The 22,523-nt window shown below is 64.0% G+C and carries 22 protein-coding genes and 5 pseudogenes; 21 read left to right on the forward strand and 6 right to left on the reverse strand.

What is annotated here, in order from left to right:
* Window positions 1–6 precede the first annotated feature (6 nt).
* The 3 genes from LOKO_RS05890 to sppA are packed head-to-tail and all read left to right on the forward strand — an operon-like array spanning window position 7 to window position 2,767.
* Window positions 7–954 (forward strand): RluA family pseudouridine synthase, encoded by a 948-nt coding sequence (locus LOKO_RS05890; RefSeq protein ID WP_066446305.1) that lies wholly within the window; start codon window positions 7–9, stop codon window positions 952–954.
* Window positions 955–990: 36 nt separating this feature from the next.
* On the forward strand, window positions 991–1,641 hold the full coding sequence (locus tag LOKO_RS05895) for an HAD family hydrolase (protein WP_066446307.1): 651 nt from the start codon (window positions 991–993) through the stop codon (window positions 1,639–1,641).
* Between the two features lie 22 nt (window positions 1,642–1,663).
* Window positions 1,664–2,767: a signal peptide peptidase SppA gene (gene sppA, locus LOKO_RS05900; protein WP_066446309.1), complete on the forward strand. Its 1,104-nt coding sequence runs from the start codon at window positions 1,664–1,666 to the stop codon at window positions 2,765–2,767.
* Between the two features lie 181 nt (window positions 2,768–2,948).
* On the opposite strand, the gene LOKO_RS05905 is transcribed toward sppA, so the two are convergent.
* On the reverse strand, window positions 2,949–3,533 hold the full coding sequence (locus tag LOKO_RS05905) for a Maf family protein (RefSeq protein WP_066446312.1): 585 nt from the start codon (window positions 3,531–3,533) through the stop codon (window positions 2,949–2,951).
* Between the two features lie 282 nt (window positions 3,534–3,815).
* Between LOKO_RS05905 and LOKO_RS05910 the strand changes: the two genes are divergently transcribed.
* The 12 genes and pseudogenes from LOKO_RS05910 to LOKO_RS20710 all read left to right on the forward strand — a co-directional run bounded on the left by LOKO_RS05910 (window position 3,816) and on the right by LOKO_RS20710 (window position 11,144).
* A complete protein-coding gene (locus LOKO_RS05910; RefSeq protein ID WP_066446314.1) occupies window positions 3,816–4,343 on the forward strand; it encodes a YceD family protein in 528 nt (175 codons plus the stop codon).
* Window positions 4,344–4,375: 32 nt separating this feature from the next.
* Window positions 4,376–4,546, forward strand: coding sequence for a 50S ribosomal protein L32 (rpmF, locus tag LOKO_RS05915; protein ID WP_066446316.1), 171 nt, complete (start codon window positions 4,376–4,378; stop codon window positions 4,544–4,546).
* Between the two features lie 35 nt (window positions 4,547–4,581).
* Entirely contained in the window at window positions 4,582–5,607 is a 1,026-nt protein-coding gene (plsX, locus tag LOKO_RS05920) for a phosphate acyltransferase PlsX (protein WP_066452246.1), read from the forward strand.
* An 18-nt stretch (window positions 5,608–5,625) separates the two neighbouring features.
* Window positions 5,626–6,579 (forward strand): ACP S-malonyltransferase, encoded by a 954-nt coding sequence (gene fabD, locus LOKO_RS05925; protein WP_066446318.1) that lies wholly within the window; start codon window positions 5,626–5,628, stop codon window positions 6,577–6,579.
* Window positions 6,580–6,655: 76 nt separating this feature from the next.
* Window positions 6,656–7,036 (forward strand): annotated as a pseudogene (locus tag LOKO_RS18630) (SDR family NAD(P)-dependent oxidoreductase); the annotation flags it as partial.
* A gap of 104 nt (window positions 7,037–7,140) precedes the next feature.
* Window positions 7,141–7,266: pseudogene (locus LOKO_RS20590) on the forward strand (peptidase M42); the annotation flags it as partial.
* Window positions 7,255–7,338, forward strand: a pseudogene (gene fabG, locus LOKO_RS19220) (3-oxoacyl-ACP reductase); the annotation flags it as partial. The pseudogenes LOKO_RS20590 and fabG, both read left to right, overlap by 12 nt.
* 123 nt (window positions 7,339–7,461) lie before the next feature.
* Window positions 7,462–7,695 (forward strand): acyl carrier protein, encoded by a 234-nt coding sequence (gene acpP / locus LOKO_RS05935; protein ID WP_008956801.1) that lies wholly within the window; start codon window positions 7,462–7,464, stop codon window positions 7,693–7,695.
* A gap of 195 nt (window positions 7,696–7,890) precedes the next feature.
* Entirely contained in the window at window positions 7,891–9,129 is a 1,239-nt protein-coding gene (gene fabF / locus LOKO_RS05940; protein WP_410505415.1) for a beta-ketoacyl-ACP synthase II, read from the forward strand.
* A complete protein-coding gene (gene pabC / locus LOKO_RS05945; RefSeq protein WP_066446323.1) occupies window positions 9,129–9,956 on the forward strand; it encodes an aminodeoxychorismate lyase in 828 nt (275 codons plus the stop codon). The genes fabF and pabC overlap by 1 nt, the downstream gene beginning before the upstream one ends.
* Before the next feature lie 13 nt (window positions 9,957–9,969).
* A pseudogene (locus LOKO_RS05950) lies at window positions 9,970–10,449 on the forward strand (endolytic transglycosylase MltG); the annotation flags it as partial.
* A 305-nt stretch (window positions 10,450–10,754) separates the two neighbouring features.
* Window positions 10,755–11,144: a DUF3617 domain-containing protein gene (locus tag LOKO_RS20710; protein WP_470303293.1), complete on the forward strand. Its 390-nt coding sequence runs from the start codon at window positions 10,755–10,757 to the stop codon at window positions 11,142–11,144.
* Between the two features lie 53 nt (window positions 11,145–11,197).
* Here the strand turns inward: LOKO_RS20710 and LOKO_RS05960 are convergent.
* From LOKO_RS05960 to bioB, 3 genes and pseudogenes are all read right to left on the reverse strand, one after another.
* Window positions 11,198–12,337, reverse strand: a pseudogene (locus LOKO_RS05960) (efflux RND transporter permease subunit); the annotation flags it as partial.
* Between the two features lie 23 nt (window positions 12,338–12,360).
* Complete coding sequence (gene bioF, locus LOKO_RS05965; RefSeq protein WP_083517450.1) at window positions 12,361–13,386, reverse strand: 8-amino-7-oxononanoate synthase; 1,026 nt, start codon at window positions 13,384–13,386, stop codon at window positions 12,361–12,363.
* A 113-nt stretch (window positions 13,387–13,499) separates the two neighbouring features.
* Window positions 13,500–14,609: a biotin synthase BioB gene (bioB, locus tag LOKO_RS05970; RefSeq protein ID WP_066446329.1), complete on the reverse strand. Its 1,110-nt coding sequence runs from the start codon at window positions 14,607–14,609 to the stop codon at window positions 13,500–13,502.
* Window positions 14,610–14,739: 130 nt separating this feature from the next.
* Here bioB and LOKO_RS05975 point away from each other — a divergent pair, with 130 nt between their 5' ends.
* Together LOKO_RS05975 and LOKO_RS05980 are read left to right on the forward strand one after the other, a co-directional pair.
* Complete coding sequence (locus tag LOKO_RS05975; protein WP_235588947.1) at window positions 14,740–15,516, forward strand: ComF family protein; 777 nt, start codon at window positions 14,740–14,742, stop codon at window positions 15,514–15,516.
* A gap of 45 nt (window positions 15,517–15,561) precedes the next feature.
* On the forward strand, window positions 15,562–16,545 hold the full coding sequence (locus LOKO_RS05980) for a serine/threonine protein kinase (RefSeq protein WP_066446331.1): 984 nt from the start codon (window positions 15,562–15,564) through the stop codon (window positions 16,543–16,545).
* A 71-nt stretch (window positions 16,546–16,616) separates the two neighbouring features.
* Here the strand turns inward: LOKO_RS05980 and LOKO_RS05985 are convergent, their stop codons facing one another.
* Complete coding sequence (locus tag LOKO_RS05985; RefSeq protein WP_066446333.1) at window positions 16,617–17,171, reverse strand: hypothetical protein; 555 nt, start codon at window positions 17,169–17,171, stop codon at window positions 16,617–16,619.
* A gap of 262 nt (window positions 17,172–17,433) precedes the next feature.
* Here LOKO_RS05985 and folE point away from each other — a divergent pair, with 262 nt between their 5' ends.
* The 4 genes from folE to LOKO_RS06005 all read left to right on the forward strand — a co-directional run bounded on the left by folE (window position 17,434) and on the right by LOKO_RS06005 (window position 20,427).
* Entirely contained in the window at window positions 17,434–17,991 is a 558-nt protein-coding gene (gene folE / locus LOKO_RS05990; protein WP_066446337.1) for a GTP cyclohydrolase I FolE, read from the forward strand.
* Between the two features lie 65 nt (window positions 17,992–18,056).
* A complete protein-coding gene (folX, locus tag LOKO_RS05995) occupies window positions 18,057–18,467 on the forward strand; it encodes a dihydroneopterin triphosphate 2'-epimerase (protein WP_066446338.1) in 411 nt (136 codons plus the stop codon).
* Window positions 18,468–18,599: 132 nt separating this feature from the next.
* Window positions 18,600–18,905, forward strand: coding sequence for a DUF4190 domain-containing protein (locus LOKO_RS06000; RefSeq protein ID WP_066446340.1), 306 nt, complete (start codon window positions 18,600–18,602; stop codon window positions 18,903–18,905).
* 64 nt (window positions 18,906–18,969) lie between these two features.
* Window positions 18,970–20,427 carry an NAD-dependent succinate-semialdehyde dehydrogenase gene (locus LOKO_RS06005; RefSeq protein WP_066446342.1) on the forward strand — a complete coding sequence of 486 codons (1,458 nt, stop codon included), beginning with the start codon at window positions 18,970–18,972 and terminating at the stop codon, window positions 20,425–20,427.
* 323 nt (window positions 20,428–20,750) lie between these two features.
* Here LOKO_RS06005 and purH read toward each other — a convergent pair whose 3' ends face one another.
* The gene (gene purH, locus LOKO_RS06010; protein ID WP_066446350.1) at window positions 20,751–22,520 is read right to left on the reverse strand and encodes a bifunctional phosphoribosylaminoimidazolecarboxamide formyltransferase/IMP cyclohydrolase; all 1,770 of its coding nucleotides are present in this window, start codon (window positions 22,518–22,520) and stop codon (window positions 20,751–20,753) included.
* Window positions 22,521–22,523 lie beyond the last annotated feature (3 nt).

Here is a 22,523-nt window from a genome sequence, read left to right on the forward strand (position 1 = left end):
AGTGTCATGACCGAAGGGCGCGACGTACAGTGGGTGGAAGTGGGCGAGGGCCAGGTCGGCCAGCGAATCGACAACTTCCTGATGACGCGCCTCAAGGGCGTGCCGCGTCCCCTTGTCTATCGCATCGTGCGCAAGGGCGAGGTGCGGGTCAACAAGAAGCGGGTCAAGGTCGATTACCGACTGGTGATGGGCGATCTGGTGCGTATCCCGCCGCTGCGGATGACGCCCCGTGAGGCGGTGAGGGAGGTCAGCGACAGCCTGCGCAACCTGCTGGCGGGAAGCGTACTGGTGGAGGGGCGTGACTGGCTGGTGATCAACAAGCCGGCTGGGCTGGCCGTGCACGGAGGCAGTGGCGTCAAGATCGGCCTGATCGAGGCGCTGCGCCAGGTGCGCGAGGATCTCGACTTTCTGGAGCTCGTGCACCGGCTGGACCGGGACACATCCGGCTGCCTGCTGCTGGCCAAGTCGCGCCCGGCGCTGCTGGCCCTCAACGATGCCCTCAAGCAGCACAAGATGGACAAGCAGTATCTCGCCCTGGTGGCGGGACGCTGGCCGGAGAAGCGTGAGTTCATCAGCGCCCGCCTGGAGCGCTTCGATGCCGGTAACGGCGAGCGCCGGGTTAGGGTCGATGCCGCCGGCAAGGTGTCGCGTACGCGCTTCGGTGTGCGCGAGGCCTTCCCCAGGGCAACCCTGATCGAGGCGGAGCCGGTAACCGGCCGTACCCATCAGATTCGCGTGCATGCGGCCCATGCCGGCTTTCCGCTGCTGGGCGATGATAAATATGGCACCCGGGAGGGTGAAGTGCTGGCACGCAAGCTGGGCTTGTCGCGCCTTTTCCTGCATGCGGCGTCGTTGACCTTTCCCGAGCCGACCAGCGGCAGGCCGGTGCAGATAAGGGCGCCGCTCCCCGACGACCTGGAAGCCGTGTTGCAGCGTGCCCGCAAGTTGACCTGACCCCTGCTCTCTTCCACCTCCTGAACCGGAGCCTCGATGCGTTATCGACTGGTGATATTCGACTGGGACGGTACCCTGATGGATTCTGCCGCCCGTATCGTCGCCTGCATGCAGGCGGCATCCCGGGATGCGGGCTGGGGCGAACTGACCGACGATGCGATACGCGACATCATCGGTCTGGGGTTGCCCGAGGCCATCGACAAGCTCTGTCCCGGGATCGATCCCGAGCGGTCGGAGCTGCTGCGCAGTCGCTACTCCTTCCATTTCGTCCAGGGCGATACCACGCCAATGCGCTTCTTTCCCGGGGTCGAGGCGGGTGTCGCGGGCCTGCGTGGCATCAGCGAGCGTCGCCTGGCGGTAGCGACCGGCAAGAGCCGGCGCGGCCTGGATCGCATCTTCCGCGAGAGCGGAAGCGGCGACTGGTTCCATGCCAGCCGTACCGCCGACGAGACGCGCTCCAAGCCGCACCCGCAGATGCTGGAGGAACTCCTGATCGAGCTGGGCGTCGATGTCGAGGAGGCGGTGATGATTGGCGACACTGAATATGATCTGGAGATGGCTCGGGCGCTGGGCATGGACCGGATCGCCGTGACCTGGGGGGTGCATGCTCCCGAGCGACTGGCGGCCAGCCGCCCCGTGTTCACTGCTGAAGCGGTGCCGGAGCTGTTTGACTGGTTGAATCGATAACCGGCTGTAAGGAACGCGATCCATGAGTGATGACAAGCGGGACGACAAGCGGGAAGCGGGGCAGGAGGATCGCTGGACTCAAGGGCCCGAGTTGAGCCCCGAGGAGGCGCGGCGGGCGAGGGAGGCACAGGCCGCCACGTCGCCCCCGCCACCGGAGAGTGCCGAGGTCCTGCGTGAGCGTCAGCGGCTGGCTCAGCAGGAGATGCTGGATCGGTGGATCGGTGGCGTGCTGGTGGAGCAGCGTCGCACCCGGCGCTGGAAGCTTTTCTTTCGCTTCTTTTTCGCCGCGCTGATACTGGCGTCGCTGTCGGCGACGCTCTACAGCCTCTTCATTGACCCGGGTGCGCGTGAGCCCGAGCGGCAGCACCTGGGCGTGGTCAAGGTTCACGGTGTCATCGACAGCGAGTCGCCGGCCAGCGCCGAGCGCATCATCAGGGGGCTCAATCGGGCCTGGGAGGCGGAGAGTGCCGCTGCGGTCGTGCTGCATATCGATAGTCCTGGCGGCAGTCCCGTTCAGTCTCAGCGCGTCTTCAACGAGATCCTTCGACTGCGCGAACAAGGCGACAAGCCGATCATCGCCGTGATCGAGGATATCGGCGCCAGCGGCGCCTACTATATTGCCGCCGCGGCCGACGAGATCGTGGCGGCGCCGGCCAGCCTGGTGGGGTCGATCGGAGTGATATTCGCCAGCTTCGGCTTCGAGGAGGCCATCGAGCATCTGGGTATCGAGCGCCGCATCTATGTCAGTGGCGAGAACAAGGGCTTCCTTGATCCCTTCTCGCCGGTGGCTCCCGAAGAGCGTGACTTCTGGCAGTCGGTCATGGATACCACGCACCGGCAGTTCATCGATGCTGTCCAGGCCGGTCGCGGTGATCGATTGGCCGATGACGACAGGCTCTTCAGCGGGCTGATCTGGAACGGGGAGCAGGCGCTGGAGCTGGGACTCGTCGACGGCATCAGCAGCCTGGATGCCCTGTCCCATGAGCTGTTCGACGAGCTGCGCATCCATGACTATACGCCTCGTCTCGACCCGTTCGAGCGCCTATCCCGCCAGTTCGGTCGCGTCGCCGCCGAGTGGGCAGGCGTGCCGTCTAGCCAGTCGCCGGTACGCTACCAGCTGCCGTAGTTCGAAGCTGGAGGCCCCCGCTTTGCATGTCGGTGCCGGGTATCGACAGGTGCCTCGGCGACGGGGAGCGGCGCCGGGGGCAGGGCGGAGCGGAGGTCATTCTTCAAGGATGAAGAATGTAGCGCCCAGGGATGGGTTCACAGCGCCTCCGCGCAGGCCTGTCGCCGGAGAAGCCGCGGCTTTAGTAGGCTAAAGGATCCAGTCCCGCCTCGCGCAGCAGGGCACAGAGGCGGATCAGTGGCAGGCCGACCAGAGTGTTGGGGTCATCGCCCTCGAGTTTCTCGAACAGGGCGATGCCCAGCCCCTCCATGCGGAAGCTCCCGGCGCTGTCCAGCGGCTGCTCTCGCTCCACGTAGCGGGAAATCTCGGCGTCGCTGAGCTGACGAAACACGACGTCGTAGCACTCGTGGCAGACCCAGTGACGTGCTGCGCGGCTGTCGATCAGTGCCAGGCCGGTGAGAAAGCGCACGCGATGCCCGGAGAACCGCGCCAGCTGTGCGCGCGCGGTGGCGGCGTCGCCGGGCTTGCCGAGGATGCCACCGTCGAAGACCGCCACCTGGTCCGAGCCGATGACCAGGTGGTCGGGGTAACCCTCGGCCACGCTGGCGGCCTTGGCCAGTGAGAGGCGGTGTACCAACGCTTCGGGGGGCTCGCCGGGGCGCGGCGTTTCGTCGATATCGGGGCTCGCCCAGTCGAACGGCAGCCCCAGGCGCTCGAGCAGTTGGCGGCGCCAGGGTGAGCTTGAGGCGAGTACGAGTCGTGACATTGACGTCTCCTGAAAGAGTGGGGCCGCATGCGGTGCATCGACGGCCTGGGGAAACGCCGCACAAATGCCTGCGCGAGCGAATCGCTGCGTTGCGCGGTGCCGAAGCGTCGGACCGTCAGAATCCTCACATATACCGCATATGCTCCGGTTCTTGTGCTCCGTGCGCCTTGCGCTTGAACTGGCTCGGCGATTTGTTCAGCGCCTCCCTGGAACGACACCATTGTAACCCGACGCGAAGGTGTCTTTGACAGGGGGCTGGGGAGTGCCTATCATTGCGCGCCTATGTTGACCTCACGACTTCCCAATAGGGTCGAGCCCTACAAGCTCGCCGCCCGCGCCGAACGCCTCGAAGGCCTGGTGGCGCTCGACCAGTTCGAGCGTCTCGCCGAGCAGGTTGGTGCGCAGGAGGGCGACTGCCAGGTTTGGCTCGACTTTGCCATCGACCCCCAGGGGCGCCGTGTGATTCACGGACGCCTGGAGGCCGAGTTGCAGCTGCCTTGTCGTCGCTGCCTCGAGCCGCTGTCACAGCATGTCGAAAGCGAATTCCTGCTGGGCATGGTTACGAGCGACGCGCTCGCGGCAGAGCTGCCGAGCACCCACGAGCCGGTGCTGGTGGAAAACGAACAGCTGAACCTGCTGGAGATGGTTGAGGACGAACTCATTCTCAGCCTGCCCCAGGTGGTTTACCACGATGAGGCCCTGTGTCGGGTCTCGCGCGACCAGCTGAGTAGCGGGGAGGAGGCCGAATCGTCCGAGCCGACTCCCGCGAATCCCTTTGAGGTGCTGCGCCGCCTCAAGGGAAAACCCTGATTCATTGTCGATTCACTCTGGAGTGATTTCCCATGGCAGTTCAACAGAACCGTAAGACCCGTTCCAAGCGCGGCATGCGTCGTAGCCACGATGCGCTGAGCGGCCCGACCCTGTCTCAGGACAAGGAAACCGGCACCACTCATCTGCGTCACCACATCGCTCCCGACGGTTTCTACCGTGGCCGCAAGATCATCGACGCCTGAGTCGACAGCTTGACAGTGATGCTCGGCCGTTGAGCGTGCGGGTCGCCGTCGATGCGATGGGGGGAGATTCGGGCCCAGCCTCTGCCGTTCAGGGATCGGCTGCGGCGGTGCTGGCTCGGCCAGGCCTGTCGATCGACCTGTTTGGCCCTCGCGATCTGCTGGAATCCGAGCTAGAGAGCCTGCCGCGGCACCTCGCCGCGGCTGGTTCGCATTTGTCTATTCATCACGCCTCCGATGTTATCCGCCAGGACCAGCGTCCCACCGATGCATTGCGTCGCGGTGGCGGCACAAGCATGGCTTGCATGCTGGCGCATCTGTCGCGTGGCGGTGCTTTGGCAGGCATCAGTTCGGGTAATACCGGGGCTCTCATGGCGTTGTCCCGGCGCGAGTTGGGGACGGTGGCGGACATTCCGCGACCGGCCATCAGTACGGCGATTCCCACTCGGGGCGAGGGGCGCTGCTACCTGCTGGACCTGGGGGCCAATGTCGATGTCACCGCCGAACGGCTCGTGGACTTCGCTCGCATGGGCAGCGTCATGGCGCGACATATCGACGGCCTGGCATCGCCCAGGGTGGCGCTGCTGAATGTGGGCAGTGAGGGCACCAAGGGCAGTGCCAGCGTGCGCGAGGCGGATGCTTACCTCAGTGGCATGCCATCATTGAACTATTGCGGCTTCGTCGAGGGTGATGGCATCTTCGCCGGGGCAGCCGATGTGGTCGTCTGCGACGGCTTCGTCGGCAATGCGGTGCTCAAGGCAAGCGAAGGTCTGGCGCGAATGCTGATCGAGCGTGTGCAGTCGACCTTCGAGGCGCATTGGGGTAGCCGTCTGGTGGGGTTGCTGGCCCGGCCGGCGCTGCGGCGATTGAAGAATGACCTGGATCCGGTTCGCTATAACGGTGCCAGCCTGCTGGGACTCGACGGGATCGTGATCAAGAGCCATGGCGGCGCCGATGCCACTGGCTTCTCCTATGCCGTGCTGCGAGCGGTACAAGAAGTCAGTCGAGGTCTTCCCTCTCAGCTGGCTCTTGAGCTCGGCAGCCGGCATGAACGGACTCAATAAGAGCATAGGTGAAACGACATGACGCAACCTTTTGCCCTCGTATTTCCCGGCCAAGGCTCCCAGCAGATTGGCATGCTGCGTGAGCTTGCCGAACGCTATAGCGTCGTCCGCACTACCTTCGAGGAGGCGGCCGATGCGTTAGGCTACGACCTGTGGAAGGTGGTACAGGAGGGCCCCGAGGAGGCACTCAACGCTACTGCCTGCACCCAGCCTGCCCTGTTGACCGCCAGTGTCGCCATCTGGCGCGTCTGGCAGGAGCTGGAAGGGCCGCGGCCAGGGGCCATGGCGGGGCATAGCCTGGGCGAGTACAGCGCCATGGTCTGTGCCGGGGTCATCGGCTTCGCCGATGGGGTTCGCCTGGTCAAGCTGCGAGGTGAAGCAATGCAGCGAGCCGTGCCGGCTGGCCAGGGAGGCATGGCGGCCATTCTTGGTCTCGACGAGGCTACCGTTGAAAAGGCCTGTGCCGAAGCCGAGCAGAATGATGTGGTTGCGGCCGTGAACTACAATGCGCCGGGACAGGTCGTGATTGCCGGCAGCAAGGCGGCGGTCGAGCGGGCCATCGTGCTGTGCCAGGGTGCGGGAGCCAAGCGCGCCATGCCGCTGCCGGTATCGGTGCCGTCGCATTGCGCTCTGATGCGTCCGGCGGCCGAGGAACTCAAGGCCGCCATGGCGGAAATCGACATGCGTGCGCCGCGCTATACCGTCTATCAGAACGTCGATGCTCAGGCGCATGCGGATGTCGAGACGGTGCGCACGCGCCTGGTCGAGCAGCTCTATCAGCCGGTACGCTGGACTTCCTGCGTCGACGCCATGGTGGCGGGTGGCGCCGAGGTGTTCATCGAGTGCGGGCCGGGCAAGGTACTGACCGGTCTTGGCAAGCGCATTGCCAAAGGTAGCAAGGGCTTGGCGGTCAATGATCCCGACAGCCTGATAGCCGCACTGGAGCTGGCACGCGAGTCTGCTTCGCAGTGATACCGTTGGGACGGGACAAGTCAGTGGGGTGTTTGTCGCCCTATAGATTCAAACAGCATTCTAATCGGGAACCGCTATGACGAGCGAACGTAGAATCGCCCTGGTGACAGGGGCCAGTCGCGGCATTGGACGGGCCATCGCCCATGAGCTGGGTCGACAGGGACGGATCGTTATCGGCACGGCCACGACCGAAGCCGGTGCGGCGAAGATCGACGAGGATCTTCGCGCCAGCGGCATCGAAGGCGCAGGTCGGGCATTGGACGTGACCGATCAGGGCAGTGTCGACGCCCTGGTCAAGTCGATCACCGAGGAGTTTGGTGCCCCCACCATCCTGGTCAACAACGCCGGCATCACGCGTGACAATCTGCTGATGCGGATGAAGGAAGACGAGTGGGATTCGGTGCTCGACACCAATCTCAAGTCCGTCTATCGGGTCACCAAGGCCTGCCCGAGCGGCAGAGCCTGCCCCGTGCCGCCGCCGCGGTGGCGACTCTCGATGTGGGCGTGGCTCTGCTGGCGGGTATTGCCATCTTCTCGGTGGTGTTCGCCCAGGGCATGGACGACGCTTTCCTGCCCAATGTGTTGGTCGGCCACGAGGTCAAGCTGTTCAGCGAGGACCCCCAGGTGCCGGGCCATTATCGCATCATCCAGGGCGGCACCGTGGAAGCGTTGGGCGCCATCCACTTCTTGACCGGCGAGAGTGCGGGCTACATCACCGGCGAGACCCTGCAGGTCAACGGTGGCATGAATATGCGTTGAGGCTCTCGCTGGTCGGCGGTTGCGCCGACGGGGGGGCGTCTATAAACTACCCCGCAACTTGAGGTTGTGGACCAACCGGCTGGTCATCTGAACGGCTAACTTGAACGACTGGAGTACGTCATAATGAGCACCATCGAAGAGCGCGTGAAGAAGGTTGTGGCCGAGCGCCTGAACGTCAAGGAAGAGGACATCCAGAACAGCTCCTCCTTCACCGAAGACCTGGGCGCTGATTCCCTGGACACCGTCGAGCTGGTCATGGCGCTCGAAGAGGAATTCGATACCGAAATTCCCGATGAGGAAGCCGAGAAGATCACCACCGTTCAGGAAGCTATCGATTACGTCAACGCCCACCAGTAAGGGCGCGGTCGTAACCGCTTGCTGAGGTATATGGGTCCCTTAGAGCGACCCTCGAAAGCCGTCCTGATGGCCAGGGCGGCTTTCGCTATATTGGGGGCGGGTTGTTTGCTGCCCAAGGAGGGGGCATGTTGGGTATAATGCGCCCACTGACGGCCCTGAGGACGGGTCGTGTCATCAAGGATGTCGGGAGGAATACTGATGGCTCGTAGAGTTGTGGTGACCGGACTCGGTCTGGTGACACCGTTGGGCAACACCGTGGATGAGAGCTGGGGGAACATCCTGGCCGGCAAGAGCGGCATCGCCCCTATCGATCATTTCGATGCCAGCAGCTTCAATACCCGGTTCGGTGGGTCGGTGAAGAATTTTGACATCAGTCCCTACCTCAACCCCAAGGAAGCCCGGAAGATGGACCTGTTCATCCAGTACGGGATAGCAGCAGGTGCTCAGGCCATTGCCGATGCCGGTATCGAGTGTACCGAGGAGAATGCCGAACGCATCGGGGTGGCAGTTGGCTCCGGCATTGGTGGGTTGCCGATGATCGAGCATAACCACAATGCGATGAACAAGGGCGGCGCGCGCCGTATCTCCCCGTTCTTCGTACCGGGCTCCATCATCAACATGATCTCCGGCAATCTGGCTATCCAGCACGGTTTTCGTGGTCCCAACATCGCCATCACCACTGCCTGTACAACCGGGACCCACAATATCGGCTACAGCGCACGAACCATTGTATATGGCGATGCCGACGTGATGATCTGTGGTGGCGCCGAGATGGCGACCACGCCGCTGGGCCTCGGTGGTTTCTCTGCTGCCCGGGCGCTGTCGAATCGCAACGACGATCCCACGGCAGCCAGTCGCCCCTGGGACCGCGACCGCGACGGGTTCGTCCTCTCCGATGGCGCCGGCATCCTGGTGCTCGAGGAGTACGAGCACGCCAAGGCACGCGGGGCGAAGATCTATGCCGAGCTGACCGGGTTCGGCATGAGCGACGACGCCTTCCATATGACGGCCCCGCCGGAAGACGGCAGTGGCGCGGCGCTCTCCATGCGCAATGCCATACGCGATGCGGGAATCGACCCCACCGAGGTCGACTACATCAACGCCCACGGCACGTCGACCCCGGCCGGCGACCTGGCCGAGACCCGGGCCGTGAAGAAGGTCATGGGCAGTGGGGCGAATTCGGTGGCGGTCAGTTCCACCAAGTCGATGATCGGTCATCTGCTGGGTGCCGCTGGCGCCGTTGAGGCGGTATTCAGCATACTCGCCATCCGCGATCAGGTGGCACCCCCGACCATCAATCTCGACAACCCCCAGGAGGGTTGCGACCTGGACTACGTGCCGCATACCGCCCGAAAAATGAAGATCGACGTGGCGCTGTCCAATTCCTTCGGCTTCGGCGGCACCAACGGCACCCTTGTGTTTTCTAAGGTGTGATGAGCGTGCCCCGGGCGCCTGAGCGTCAGTGGGTGCCGTTGGACGATCGTGGCCTGGCCTATGGCGACGGTCTTTTCGAGACGGTGCTGGTTCGTGACGGCCAGCCGTTGCTGTGGGACCAGCACATGACTCGCCTGGCCCGCGGCTGCCAGGTGCTGGGCTTTCCGCTGCCGTCGCGAGACGAGCTGGATCGCCTGCCAGGCCAGGCCGGGCCGGGTCTCCGGATCCTCAAGTTGATACTGACTCGGGGTAGCGGTGGGCGGGGCTACCTGCCGCCGGCCTCCTCTTTGCCCCGCCTGCGCTGGCAAGTGATGGCCTTTTCACCGCAGCCATTGCGCTGGCGGGATGGGGTGCGAGTCCGGCATTGTCGGCTCAGGCTTGGCATTCAACCGCTACTGGCCGGACTGAAGCATCTCAATCGGCTCGAGAACGTGCTGGCGCGGGCGGAATGGTCGGATCCCGACCTGGCGGATGGCGTGCTGTGCAACAGCGACGGCTGGCTGGTCGAGTCGACATGCATGAACCTGTTCTGGCAGCGTGAGGGGCGCCTTGAGACGCCGCTGCTGGACGATTGCGGCGTGGCAGGCACCCTGCGAGCCGAACTGCTGGCGCATCTCGCGGTCAGCGAAGTCAAGGCGACGCCGGACGTTCTGGCCGGTGCCGAGGCGGTCTGGCTGGTCAATTCGGTGCAGGGAGTCTGGCCTTTGGCGCGGCTCGATGACGCCGAGGGTGGCAGTTTGGCGACCTGGCCGATAGGCCGTGCCCATCGACACTTCCAGGCCGTGGCACACGACCTGCTGGGCTATCCGGTGGGTTTTGCAGAGTGAACGAGGAATTCGCATGTTGCGTCTAGTCAAGTTTCTGGCGGTACTGGTGATCGTGGCCGGCGTGGCGGCGTTTGCCGGTTATCGCTATTGGGAAAGCCGGCTCGAGGCACCCATTGCGGTTGAGGAGGAGACCCTCTACGAGGTGCCGCGGGGGGCGGGGTTCAATCGAGCCGTAGCGGATCTGGCGGAACGTGGCGTGATCGAGGACGTCTGGGCCTTCCGCTTGCTGACACGTCTGGAACCCGAGACGATTCCGCGGTTGCGTACCGGGGAGTATATGCTCGAGCCGGGCATGAGCGGCCGTGATCTGATCGAGCTGCTGGGCAGCGACCGGGTGGTGACCTATCCGTTGACGATTCCCGAAGGCTGGACCTTCCGACAGATGCGCGCTCATCTTGATGCGGCGCCCAAGCTCGAGAACCGTACCGAAGGGCTCTCCGACGAGGAGGTGATGGCCCTGCTCGACCGCGAAGGCCGCTTTCCCGAAGGCTGGTAGAAGAGATTGTAAGGCCACTGCTGCCACGCCTCATCATCGAAACGCCGATCCTGGGACATGGGCTCGATACAGGGCGGGGTGGCCGGATCTTGCATCCACCGGTTGACATATTGGCCCAGGCGCAGCGACTTGCGCAGCGCTTTCTCGCNCGCAACCTCAATTCCGTCGATACCCACCTGCGGCTCTCCGATCTGGAGGAGGCGCGCCGCGACCGTGCGGCAATCGATCATTTCTTCCGCCCTTCACTAAACCACTGGAGAGTCTTCATGCCCTTTCGTTCCTTGCTTGCCGCTACCGTGCTGATGTTGCCGCTGACCGCCGTGGCAGAATCGCCCAATATCGTACCCGGCCAGTGGCAGTTCACCAGTACCACATCGGTCGAAGGCGATATGCCGATCCCCGACCAGACCGAGAGCCATCAGGAGTGCATCGTGCAGGGCGACCTCGACGATGCCGACTTCCAGTTCCTGGAAGTGGAAGAGGGGTGTGAGCTGCTGGAGCACAACGTCTCCGCTGACGGTGTCGATTACAAGATGGTGTGCCACGCCGATGGTGGCCAGGCCGATATCGACGGCCGGATGGATTTCCTGGGCGAGCGCGTCGAAGGCAGCGTCAATATCCAGACCGACTCGCCGATGGGTGAGATGACCATGAACACGACGATCGAAGGCGAGCGCCTCGGCGACTGCTGAACGATCGCCAGCAGCGACATACACGAAGGCCACCTCTGGGTGGCCTTCGTCGTTCATGCCTTCTGACTGTCGGTGCCGTCCTGATGGTGGGTTCCGTCGCTTCGGGCGGCCGGGCCGACGCTCATCTCCGCTTCCAGGCGGCGTTTCACATCGCCGGGGGAGCCGGTGTGACGAGCCAGCAGGTCGTAGGCTACCGGCACCACGAACAGCGTGAACAGGGTGGCGGCGGCGACGCCGGAGAGAATCACCGTGCCGATCACCATGCGCGACTCGGCGCCGGCGCCGCTGGAAACGATCAGCGGGATCGAGCCGGCCATGGTGGTCACCGCCGTCATCAGGATCGGGCGCAGGCGCGTCACCGCGGCGTCGAGCAGGGCGTCTCGGAAGGCCAGGCCTTCGTCGCGCAGCTGGTTGGCGAACTCCACGATCAGGATACCGTTCTTGGCCGCCAGGCCGATCAGCATCACCAGGCCTACCTGGCTGTAGATGTTGAGCGACTGGCCGGTGACGAACAGCCCCAGCATGGCGCCGCTCATGGCCAAAGGCACCGTGAGCATGATCACGAAGGGGTGGATGAAGCTCTCGAACTGAGCCGCCAATACCAGGAATACCACCAGCGCACCCAGGATCAGCAGGAAGGTAGTGGCACCGCTGGCCTGGCGGAAGTCGCGGGAGGCGCCGCTGACATCGGTCTGGGCCTGTCCGGGAAGCACCTCGGCGGCGGCGGCCTCCAGGTAATCCAGGGCTTCACCCAGGGAGTAGCCGTCGGCCAGGTTGGCTTCGATGGTGATGGCGCGCAGCCGGTTGAAGCGGTTCAGGGTGCTGGCACCGGCGAAATCGGAGAAGCTCACCAGGCTGGCCAGGGGAATCAGCTCGCCCGAGCGCGCCGAGCGCACCTGGATGTTATCCAGCGCGCGGGGGCTGGCCTGGCTGCCCCGGTCACCCTCGACGATGACGTCGTACTCCTGGCCGTTGTCCAGATAGCGCGTCACGTTGCGCCCGCCCAGCAGTACCTCGAGGGTGCGGCCGATCTCGGTAACGGTGACCCCCAGGTCTGCCGCACGGGAGTAGTCGATATCGACGCGCAGCTGTGGCTGGGTCTCGCGATAGTCGCTGTCCAGTCCGATCAGTCTCGGGTTGTCCTCGCGGATATGATCCATCAGGGTGTCGCGCCACTCGGCAAGCTCTTCGTAGGNCCTCGTAGGCAGCGAAACCGCTACCTTCGATCAGGGCTAGCATCGAGGGTGTCGTGGGTATGTCGCGCACTGAGGGTAATACGCAGGCGCGCCTGGCCTTGCGGTACGGTGGGCGGTCGAATGGCGCCGACGAGAAAGCCGGCTTCCCGCAGCGCGGCGGCCCAGCGCAGGGTGCGAAGGCTCTCGCCCAGCAGCAGGGGCTGGATCGGCGTGTCGGAGTTGGCATGGGGCAGCCCGAGCCGCTCGGCCTCATGGCGAAAATAGCGTACCAGGCTCAGCAGCCGGGCGCGTCGTTCGGGTTCGGCAGCGAGAATCTCCAGCGCCTTCAGGGTGGCGGCGGCCACTCCAGGGGGCTGGGCGGTGGTATAGACATAGGGACGAGCGAACTGGATCAGGTGGTCGATCAGTTCATGGCTGCCGGCGACGAAGGCACCGGCGGTTCCCAGGGCCTTGCCCAGGGTACCGACCAGGATTGGCACCCCCGCGGCATCCTGGGCTCGTCCCGCACACCCTTCCCCGCGGTCGCCGAGGACACCCAGGCCATGGGCGTCATCGATCATCAGCCAGGCATCGTGTCGGGCGCTGACGGAGGCCAGGCCCTCGATATCGGCCACGTCGCCATCCATGCTGAAGACCCCGTCGCTGATCACCAGCTTGAGGGTGTCGGACGGCACCCGTGCCAGAAGGCGGTCAAGGTCATCCAGGTCTCGGTGGTGGAAGCGTCGCGACCGGGCACCGGCAAGGCGCGCGCCATCGAGCAGCGAGGCGTGATTGAGACGGTCCTGGAAGAGGTGGGTGTTGCCATCGCAGAGCGCCTGCAAGGTGCCCAGGTTGGCCATGTAGCCGGTGGAGAAGAGCAGCGCCCGTGGCCGGCCGGTAAGCTCGGCCAGGCGCTGCTCCAGGGCCTCATGGACGCCGAGGTGGCCGCTGACCAGGTGCGAGGCGCCGGCACCGGCACCGAAGCGCCTGGCGCCTTCGGCCTGGGCCTGGGCCAGGCGAGGGTCCCGGGCCAGGCCGAGATAGTCGTTGCCGGCGAAGTCATGCATGCCGCTGTCAGGCCCGTGCGTATCTCGCTGGCGCCAGAGCCCCTGGAGCCTGCGCTCCTGTGCTCGGGCAGCGAGCCGCCGGGGCCAGTGGGACTGCTGGATCACGGCGCGACTCAGGCCAGGGTGGCGTCGTAGGCGAGGGCATCGGCCCTGGACTGGCCCGTCTTGAGGGCCATGGCCGCTTCCAGGGTTTCCTGCTGGCGTGAGTCGTCCGTGCAGGTCTCGCGACGCTCCGGGTGCAGGCCGAGCTTGTCGAAAAGGGCGCGGTCGCGCTCCGCCTGGGGGTTGGCGGTGGTCAGCAGCCGCTCGCCGTAGAAGATGGAGTTGGCGCCGGCCAGGAAGGCCAAGGCCTGGGTGGACTCGCTCATCTGCTCGCGCCCGGCGGAGAGTCGCACGTGGCTCCTCGGCATCAGGATGCGGGCCACGGCGATGGCGCGGATGAAGACGATGGGATCGAGGTCCTCGACATCCTCCAGCGGCGTGCCGGGTACCTTGACCAGCATGTTGATGGGCACCGACTCAGGGTGCGGCTCCAGGCGGACCAACTGCTGCAGCAGGGCCGCCCGGTCACGGGGCGCCTCGCCCATGCCCAGTATCCCCCCGGAACAGACCTTCATGCCCGCTTCCCGCACGCTCGCCAGCGTCTCCAGCCGGTCGCCGTAGGTACGTGTGGTGATGATCTCGCCATAGTACTCCGGGGAGGTATCGAGGTTGTGGTTATAGTAGTCGAGCCCGGCGCCGGCCAGGCGCTTGGCCTGGTCGCTGTCCACCATGCCGAGGGTCATGCAGGTCTCGAGCCCCAGCGACTTGACCCGGCTGACCATCTCCATTACCACCTCGAGGTCCTTCTCCCGGGGGCTGCGCCAGGCGGCCCCCATGCAGAAGCGGCTCGCTCCGGCGTCGCGTGCCGCTCTGGCCTGTTCCACCACCTTCTCGATTTCCAGCAGTTTTTCCTTGTCGAGGTCGGTATTGTAATGTCCCGACTGGGGGCAGTACTTGCAGTCCTCGGGGCAGGCGCCGGTCTTGATCGACAGCAGGGTGGAGACCTGCACGGCGTTGGGGTCGAAATGGGCGCGGTGTACCTGTTGCGCCCTAAACAGCAGGTCGTTGAAGGGTAGGGCAAACAGCGCCTCGATTTCGGCCAGGGACCAGTCGTGGCGGACCTCGGGATTTCCGGCTAGGGTCTGCTCGGAGGGGCTGGGAGGATTAGGCGCTGAGGACATGATCAGACTCGCTGTTGGTCAACCGGTTGAATATATTTGGTTGACGGTAGGATTGCGTAGGGGGTCATTGCTGTCAACCCCTTGGTATATCCAGTGTTGACTAGGTTGGGGTGGGGGCGCGATGGAGAAGATGGCGAGCAAGGCAACGGCGAAGCGGCAGGCGCCTGGCACCGGGTATAGATGGACCCAATGGCCCCGGCTGGCCCTGTCGGGTCTGGACGTTGGCCTGAGGCGCGTGTTGCCCGGGCGCTGCGCCTTCTGTCTGGCGCCCGGCAAGGCCGGGCAGCCCTGGTGCCAGCCCTGCTTCGAGGCGTTACCCTGGAACCTTCCGGCCTGCCCGCGCTGTGCCGAGCCGCAGCCCTCAGGCTCGCCGGCAGGGTGTCTTTGCGGTCATTGCTTGGCGCAGCCGCCGAAATTCGACCGGGCCTGGGTGCCGCTGCGCTACCAGGACGAGGTGGCGTCGCTCATGCAGCGCTTCAAGTTCCAGGCCTCGCCCCGGGCGGGCAGCGTGCTGGTTGCGATGCTCGAAACCCGGCTGACCGACATTCCGCGGCCCGATGCGCTGCTCGCCGTGCCGCTGCATCCGAACCGGGCCCGGCAGCGGGGTTTCAATCAGGCCGAGTGGCTGGCCCGGCGACTGGCACCGCGCCTCGGCGTTCCGCTGCGGCTGGCCAGGCGCCTGGAGGATACCCCCTCCCAGAGAGGGCTCGACCGCAGCGAGCGCCGGCGCAACCTGAAGGGTGGCTTCGAGGTGGCCGGCCCGCTACCCGATAGAGTGGCGCTACTGGACGATGTCATGACAACCGGGGCGACGCTGGACGCCCTGGCCCAGGCGTGTCGCCGTGCCGGGGCAGAAGAAGTGGAGGCCTGGGCGGTAGCGCGTACGCCTTTTTCCCAACTCTGGTAGCATGCAACTCCGTTAGTAGTCCCTTACTGGAACTTCGGAGGCAGCATGGCGTCGACGCATCCCTTTGCCCGGCTTGAACCGTCACGAATCGTGGCGGCGGTGGAGTCCCTGGGCCTGTGGCTGCCCGGCGAGCCCTTCGCGCTGAACAGCTATGAGAACCGCGTGTTTCTGGTGCACGACGACGAGCGCCGTCGCTGGGTGGTCAAGTTCTACCGCCCCGAGCGTTGGAGCGACGCCCAGATCCAGGAAGAGCATGACTTCCTGATCGAGCTGGAAGAGGCCGGTGTGGCGGTATCAGCGCCCTGGCGGGATGCGGCAGGGCAATCGCTGCATCATGACCAGGGGTTTCGTTTCACGCTCTTTCCCCAGGTGTCCGGGCAGGCCCCCGAGTTGGAAAACCCCGCGCACCTGTTCGCCATGGGTGAGGTCATCGGCGCGCTGCATGCCGTTGGCGAGCGCTCGTCATTCCAGCACCGAAGTACTCTGGACCTGGATGCCATGGTGCTGGAAGCGAGGGAGCGGGTGCTTGGCAGCCACTGGCTGGGGCGTCAGCAGCGCCGAGCCTATGAGCGGGTGACTGCCGCCCTTCACGAGTCCCTTCAGCCGTATGCCTGGGCTGGTGAGAAGGCGATCCGCGTGCATGGCGACTGCCATATAGGCAACGTGCTTGGACGCGATGAGAACTTTACTCTGGTGGACTTCGATGACTGCCTGATGGCCCCAGCAATTCAGGACCTCTGGATGCTGCTCACGGCGGAGCACGACGCCGAGTGGCAGATGCAGCTGTCGGAAGTGATGGAGGGCTACGAGCAGCACCGAGACTTCGATCGCCGTGAGCTGGCGTTGATTGAGCCGCTGAGAACCTTTCGGCTGATGCGCCATAGCGCCTGGCTGGTAGCACGCTGGGAGGATCCCGCATTCCCGCCGGCCTTTCCCTGGCTGGCCGATGCCGGCTACTGGGACGGTCATATCCGCATGCTGGAGCAGCAGCGCCTGCTGTTGGAAAAGTCGCCGCGCTGGCTGGCCTGAGGATCGCCTGGAGAGGCATGAGAAGGCAGACGCGCCCCTCCGGGGGCGCGTTCGCTTTAGTCGTCAGGGGCTTACTGATCCGGGTCGGGACGTCCGGCCGGGATCGGATTGGCGATGCCGGCGCCTTCGGCCTGGCGGCGCTGTTCATTGATACGTGCCGCGGGGTTGTCCTGTTGCTCGATGTCGAGCGCGCTGGCGAGCTTGAGCTGGAAGACGTGTTCCGGCGTCAGCTCGCAGCGGCCGTCGTCGCAGGCGTCCACGCCGTAGCTACCGTCCATTTCGTAGGCGGCAGCCGATATCTCGCCACTGAAAATTTCACTCTCTTCGCCTTTTGCCTCGATACAGGTAAGGGCCTGGGCGGTGATGCGGACGCGTTCGCCATCCAGCCGGGCATTACCCACCAGTACACAGTATTCTGGCAGCGCATGGGATGCAGGGCTGTCACCACCGGCAGGACTGAGCAGGATGTCATCCTGGCGTGGTGTCTCGTCATCGAGAGTGAGTTCGTCGATGACATGAACGGCGACGCTTGCATCGGCGGGCAGCGTCAGGGTGGCGGCGGAAGCGACAAAGGGCATAATCAGCAGGGCCAGGCCGGCGGCTGCCAGGATCGGGATCTTGATCATAACGGGCTCTCGATGGACACGGCTGCGCATGGGGCAGTCATTCGAATGAGGCGATTCTATCACAGCCCTCCGAGGGGCCGCAGTGGGCGAATGTCGCAGGGAAGTACCGCGGGTGACTCTTGGCCTGCGATCGGGACGCGGTTGCGATAGAATCACCGTTTCAAGAAAACTTTAGTTATACAAAGATGAAATTTTGTATATCATTTGTGCATTAAGTGGTGGCCAGGCCATCACCCAACCATCGGTAAGCGTGGGGCCGACCATGATCGAAGAACTTGCCAACCACTATCGCCAGATCATTCTCGAACTGGGTGAGGACCCGCAGCGAGAGGGGCTGCGTGATACCCCCAAGCGGGCAGCCAAGGCCATGCAGTTTCTCAACCGCGGCTATGCCCAGACGCTTGAGGACATCATCAACGGAGCGGTGTTCGAATCCGAAACCGACGAGATGGTGCTGGTAAAGGACATTGAGCTCTATTCGATGTGTGAACACCACCTGCTGCCTTTCATCGGCAAGTGCCATATCGCCTACCTCCCCAATGGCAAGGTGCTGGGGCTATCCAAGTTTGCGCGTATCGTCGACATGTTTGCCCGGCGCATGCAGATCCAGGAAAACCTGACGCGACAGATCGCCGAAGCGGTGCAACAGGTAACCGATGCCAGGGGGGTAGCCGTCGTTGTCGAAGCGCGGCATCTCTGCATGATGATGCGAGGCGTGGAGAAGCAGAATTCGAGTATGACCTCATCGGTGATGCTGGGGGCCTTCCGTGAAAACCAGCCGACGCGACAGGAGTTTCTCACCCTGGTCAACAGCCGCTGACGTCTCGGATCGACGGCGATCCATTACTTTCTGCTGCGACCTGTTCTTCCACTGGAGTCCACGCCATGACGCTGTACGCCCTGGATGATCAACACCTTGATCACGATCTTGCGACCATCCGTATCAAGAACCTGCGTTTGCGCACCTATATCGGGATCAAGGACGACGAGATACAGAAACGCCAGGATGTGCTGATCAATGCGGTGATCCGCTATCGTGCGGACAATGCCGTGGCGTTCAATCATATTGAGCAGGCGTTGAATTACCGCACCATTACCAAGGCGGTCATTGCCCTGGTCGAGGAGAACCGGTTTCTGTTGCTGGAACGAATGACCCGTGAGGTCCTCGACTTGATCATGTCCCATGAGGCCGTTCTCACTGCACAGGTCGAGATCGACAAGCCTCATGCGCTGCGCTTTGCCGATTCGGTGTCGGTCACGCTGTCGGCAAGCCGAGAACCCCGTCGCCCGCGCTGATTTTCCCCCTGAGTGATTCGACCTTTCTTCGCATCATTATCCTCGATTTGGTGCGCGGGGGCTGAACGCGTAGCATGTAGAGGGATTATTTCCGGACTCACAGGGAGTGAAGACTCGTTGCACAGAGACAAAATGTCCCCATCCTCATCGCGCCGACACTATTCCCCCTGGGCCATGGCGTCCATCGTCACGGCAATCATCTCGCTGTTGCTCGCAGGCAGCATGCCCCCGGTGAATATCGCCGCCGCCATCTTTGGCGTCATGGGGCTGCGTCAGATCCGCCGCAACCCCGAGCGCTACATTGGCCGCCCTTTCTGCTGGATCGCCATCGCGCTGGTGCTGATACTTGCCATACTGACTGCCATGGTTCAGCCCCCGCTTGAGGAAGGGGTCGAGCAGCACATGGTGCCGGAACAGGGCGCTGAGGCGCTGGACTGAGGACGCCCTGCCAAGCCGCGTTTAACTTGTACAATTGGCCGCTTATCGGCCGGGAGAGACGATCATGGAAGCCTTGAAGGAAACGCAGCTTTACTGCCCCTTTGCCTACATCGATGGCAGTTGGGTCGCCGCCGACAGCGGCGAACAGATCGATGTCGTCAACCCCGCTACCGGAGAGTCCTTCGGTAACGTGCCGCGCCTGGGGCGTGCCGAGACCGAGCGTGCGATCGCTGCTGCAGAAGCAGCGCTCCCCGGATGGAAAGGACTTACCGCCCAGGAGCGGGCCGATATCCTCATGAAGTGGCATGACCTGATGCTGGAGCATCAGGACGATCTGGCCATGATCATGACCCATGAGCAGGGCAAGCCGCTCAAGGAAGCCGCCGGCGAGATAGCCTATGCCGCGAGTTTCCTGCGCTGGTTCGCCGAAGAGGCCCGACGCATCTACGGCGAAACCATTCCCGCCGCCAAGACCAACCAGCGTATCGTGGTGACCAAGCAGGCTGTGGGGGTGGTGGGCGCGATCACGCCCTGGAATTTCCCCGCGGCCATGATCACGCGAAAGGCCGGTGCGGCGTTGGCCGCCGGTTGTACCATCGTGGTCAAGCCGGCCAGCCAGACCCCGTTCTCCGCCACCGCCCTGGCGCTGCTGGCCGAGCGCGCCGGGGTGCCACGCGGCGTGTTCAACGTGGTGCCCGGACGGGCAAGCGAAATTGCGGCGGCAATGACCGAGTCTCCCAGCGTGCGCAAGATCACCTTCACAGGCTCCACCGAAGTGGGGCGTCAACTGATGGCGCAGGCATCACAGCACATCCAGAAGATATCGCTGGAACTGGGTGGCAATGCCCCTTTCATCGTCTTCGAGGATGCGGACCTGGATGCCGCCGTGGAAGGTGCCATGGCCGCCAAGTTCCGCAATGCCGGCCAGACCTGTGTCTGCACCAACCGTTTCTTGGTGCAGTCCAGTGTGGTCAATGCCTTCTGCGAAAAGCTGGCAGTCGCCATGAACAGCGAGCTCAAGGTGGGTGATGGCACCGATGCGGGCGTCAATATCGGGCCGCTGATCGATAGCAAGGCCGTGGACAAGGTAAGTGAGCACGTGCATGACGCGGTGGACCATGGCGCTCAACTGTTGTTGGGGGGAAATCCGCACCCGCTGGGAGGTAATTTCTTCACCCCGACCCTGATCAGCTTTGCCACAGCTAAAATGAAGGTGGCCCACGAGGAAACCTTTGGCCCGCTTGCCGCGGTCTTCCCCTTCGATGATGAAGAGGATGCCGTGCGGATGGCCAATGACACTGAGTATGGACTGGCATCCTATTTCTATTCGCGAGACCTGGGTCGGGTATGGCGTGTGGCCGATGCGCTGGAGGACGGCATGGTCGGCATCAACACCGGCCTGATCTCCAACCCCACCGCACCCTTCGGCGGGGTCAAGGCGTCCGGGCTCGGTCGCGAGGGCGGCCATCAGGGGCTGGAGGAGTTTCTCGAGACCAAGTACCTCTGCATCGATCTTGGCTAAGCAACAGCGGCGTTCGTCCCTTTTGCCAGGCAGCAAGATGGTACGGGTGGCCACTGACATGAGCGGCGCCGGGGACAGGTCGTAGCGGAGGTCTTTTTCCAGGGAAGGAAAAAGTAGCGCCCAGGGAAGTGTTCACAGCGCCTCCGCGAAGTCCTGTCGCCGGGATAGCCGCGACGTTAGGCACCGGTGACCCGCCAAACAAGCGAAGCCCCCATCAATCTGACTGCCCGTCCAACTTGGGGGCAGTTCAGGTCGATGGGGGCTTCTTGTATTACGATGGGTTGGCGGTGCTCGCTATGAGCCTGCCGCTTCTCGCCGCAGGCTCAGTGCTTAAAATGGCGCATGCCGGTAAATACCATGGCAATCCCCGCCTCATTGGCGGCGTCGATCACTTCCTGGTCGCGCATCGAGCCGCCGGGCTGGATCACCGCCGTGATACCGGCCGCAGCGGCGGCATCGATACCGTCCCGGAACGGGAAGAAGGCATCGCTCGCCATGACCGAGCCGGGTACCGCCAGCCCTTCGTCTGCGGCCTTGATGCCGGCGATCCTGGCCGAGTAGACGCGGCTCATCTGGCCGGCGCCCACGCCAATGGTCTGGCCGGCCTTGGCGTAGACGATCGCATTGGACTTGACGTACTTGGCCACCTTCCAGGCAAAGGCCAGGTCGCGCATCTCCTGCTCGCTGGGCACCCGGTCGCTGACCACTGTCAGCTCATCGCGTCCGACCATGCCCAGGTCCCTGTCCTGGACCAGCAGTCCCCCCGTCACGCGCTTGAAGTCGTGAGCGTACTCGCGCTTGCCGGGCCAGCTGTCGCCGACGTCGAGCAGGCGCACGTTCTGCTTCTCGGCGACGATGGCCAGAGCGTCCTGTTCAACCCCTGGGGCGATGATTACCTCGACGAACTGGCGGTCGATGATGGCGCGGGCGGTGTCGGCGTCCAGTGGCACGTTGAAGGCGATGATGCCGCCGAAGGCGCTGGTGGGGTCGGTGGCAAAGGCCTTGTCATAGGCTTCGCTGGCGCTGGCGCCCACCGCCACGCCGCAGGGGTTGGCGTGCTTGACGATCACGCAGGCGGTCTCGGTGAACGCCTTGACGCACTCGAAGGCGGAATCGGTGTCGGCCACGTTGTTGAAGGAGAGCGCCTTGCCCTGCAGCTGAGTGGCCGTTGCTACGCTGGCTTCGCGGGCATCGGCTTCCACGTAGAAGGCAGCGCTCTGGTGCGGGTTTTCGCCATAGCGCATGGACTGCTTCTTGTGGAACTGCAGATTGTAGGTGCGCGGGAAGCCATCCTCGCTGCCGGGGACCCGGCTGCCCAGGTAGTCGGCGATGGCGGCATCGTAGCCAGCGGTGTGCTCGAAGGCCTTGACGGCCAGGTCGAAGCGGGTGGCGCCGGATACGCAGCCCTGCTGTGCGTTCATTTCGGCCAGCACGCGCTCGTAGTCGCCGGCATCCACCACGATGGTGGTGTGGGCATGGTTCTTGGCACAGGCACGTACCATGGTGGGGCCACCGATATCGATGTTCTCGATGGCATCATCCAGGCTGCAGTCCGGCTTGGCCACGGTCTGGGCGAAGGGGTAGAGATTCACGACAACCATGTCGATCGGGGCGATGTCATGTTCGGCCATGACCGCATCGTCCTGGCCGCGGCGGCCGAGGATGCCCCCATGGATCTTGGGGTGTAGCGTCTTGACCCGGCCATCCATGATCTCGGGAAAGCCGGTGTGCTCAGAGACTTCCGTCACGGCGATACCGCTTTCGGCAAGCAGGCGTCGCCGCCGGGATAGAGCAGCAACAGATGGTCGCACCAGCGTGCCGCCAGGTTGAGGNTCGCCGAGCAGGTGCATGCCTCGCTGGATCTTGGGGTGTAGCGTCTTGACCCGGCCATCCATGATCTCGGGAAAGCCGGTGTGCTCAGAGACTTCCGTCACGGCGATACCGCTTTCGGCAAGCAGGCGAAATGTGCCGCCGGTAGAGAGCAGTTCGACCCCTTGTGCACTCAGGCCCCGAGCGAAGTCGACGATGCCACTCTTGTCGGAAACACTGATGAGGGCGCGGCGAACCGGTCGGGAGGCGGGGATATCGGACATGAT

Origin of the sequence: Halomonas chromatireducens (assembly GCF_001545155.1) — a bacterium.
Classification (GTDB): domain Bacteria; phylum Pseudomonadota; class Gammaproteobacteria; order Pseudomonadales; family Halomonadaceae; genus Halomonas; species Halomonas chromatireducens.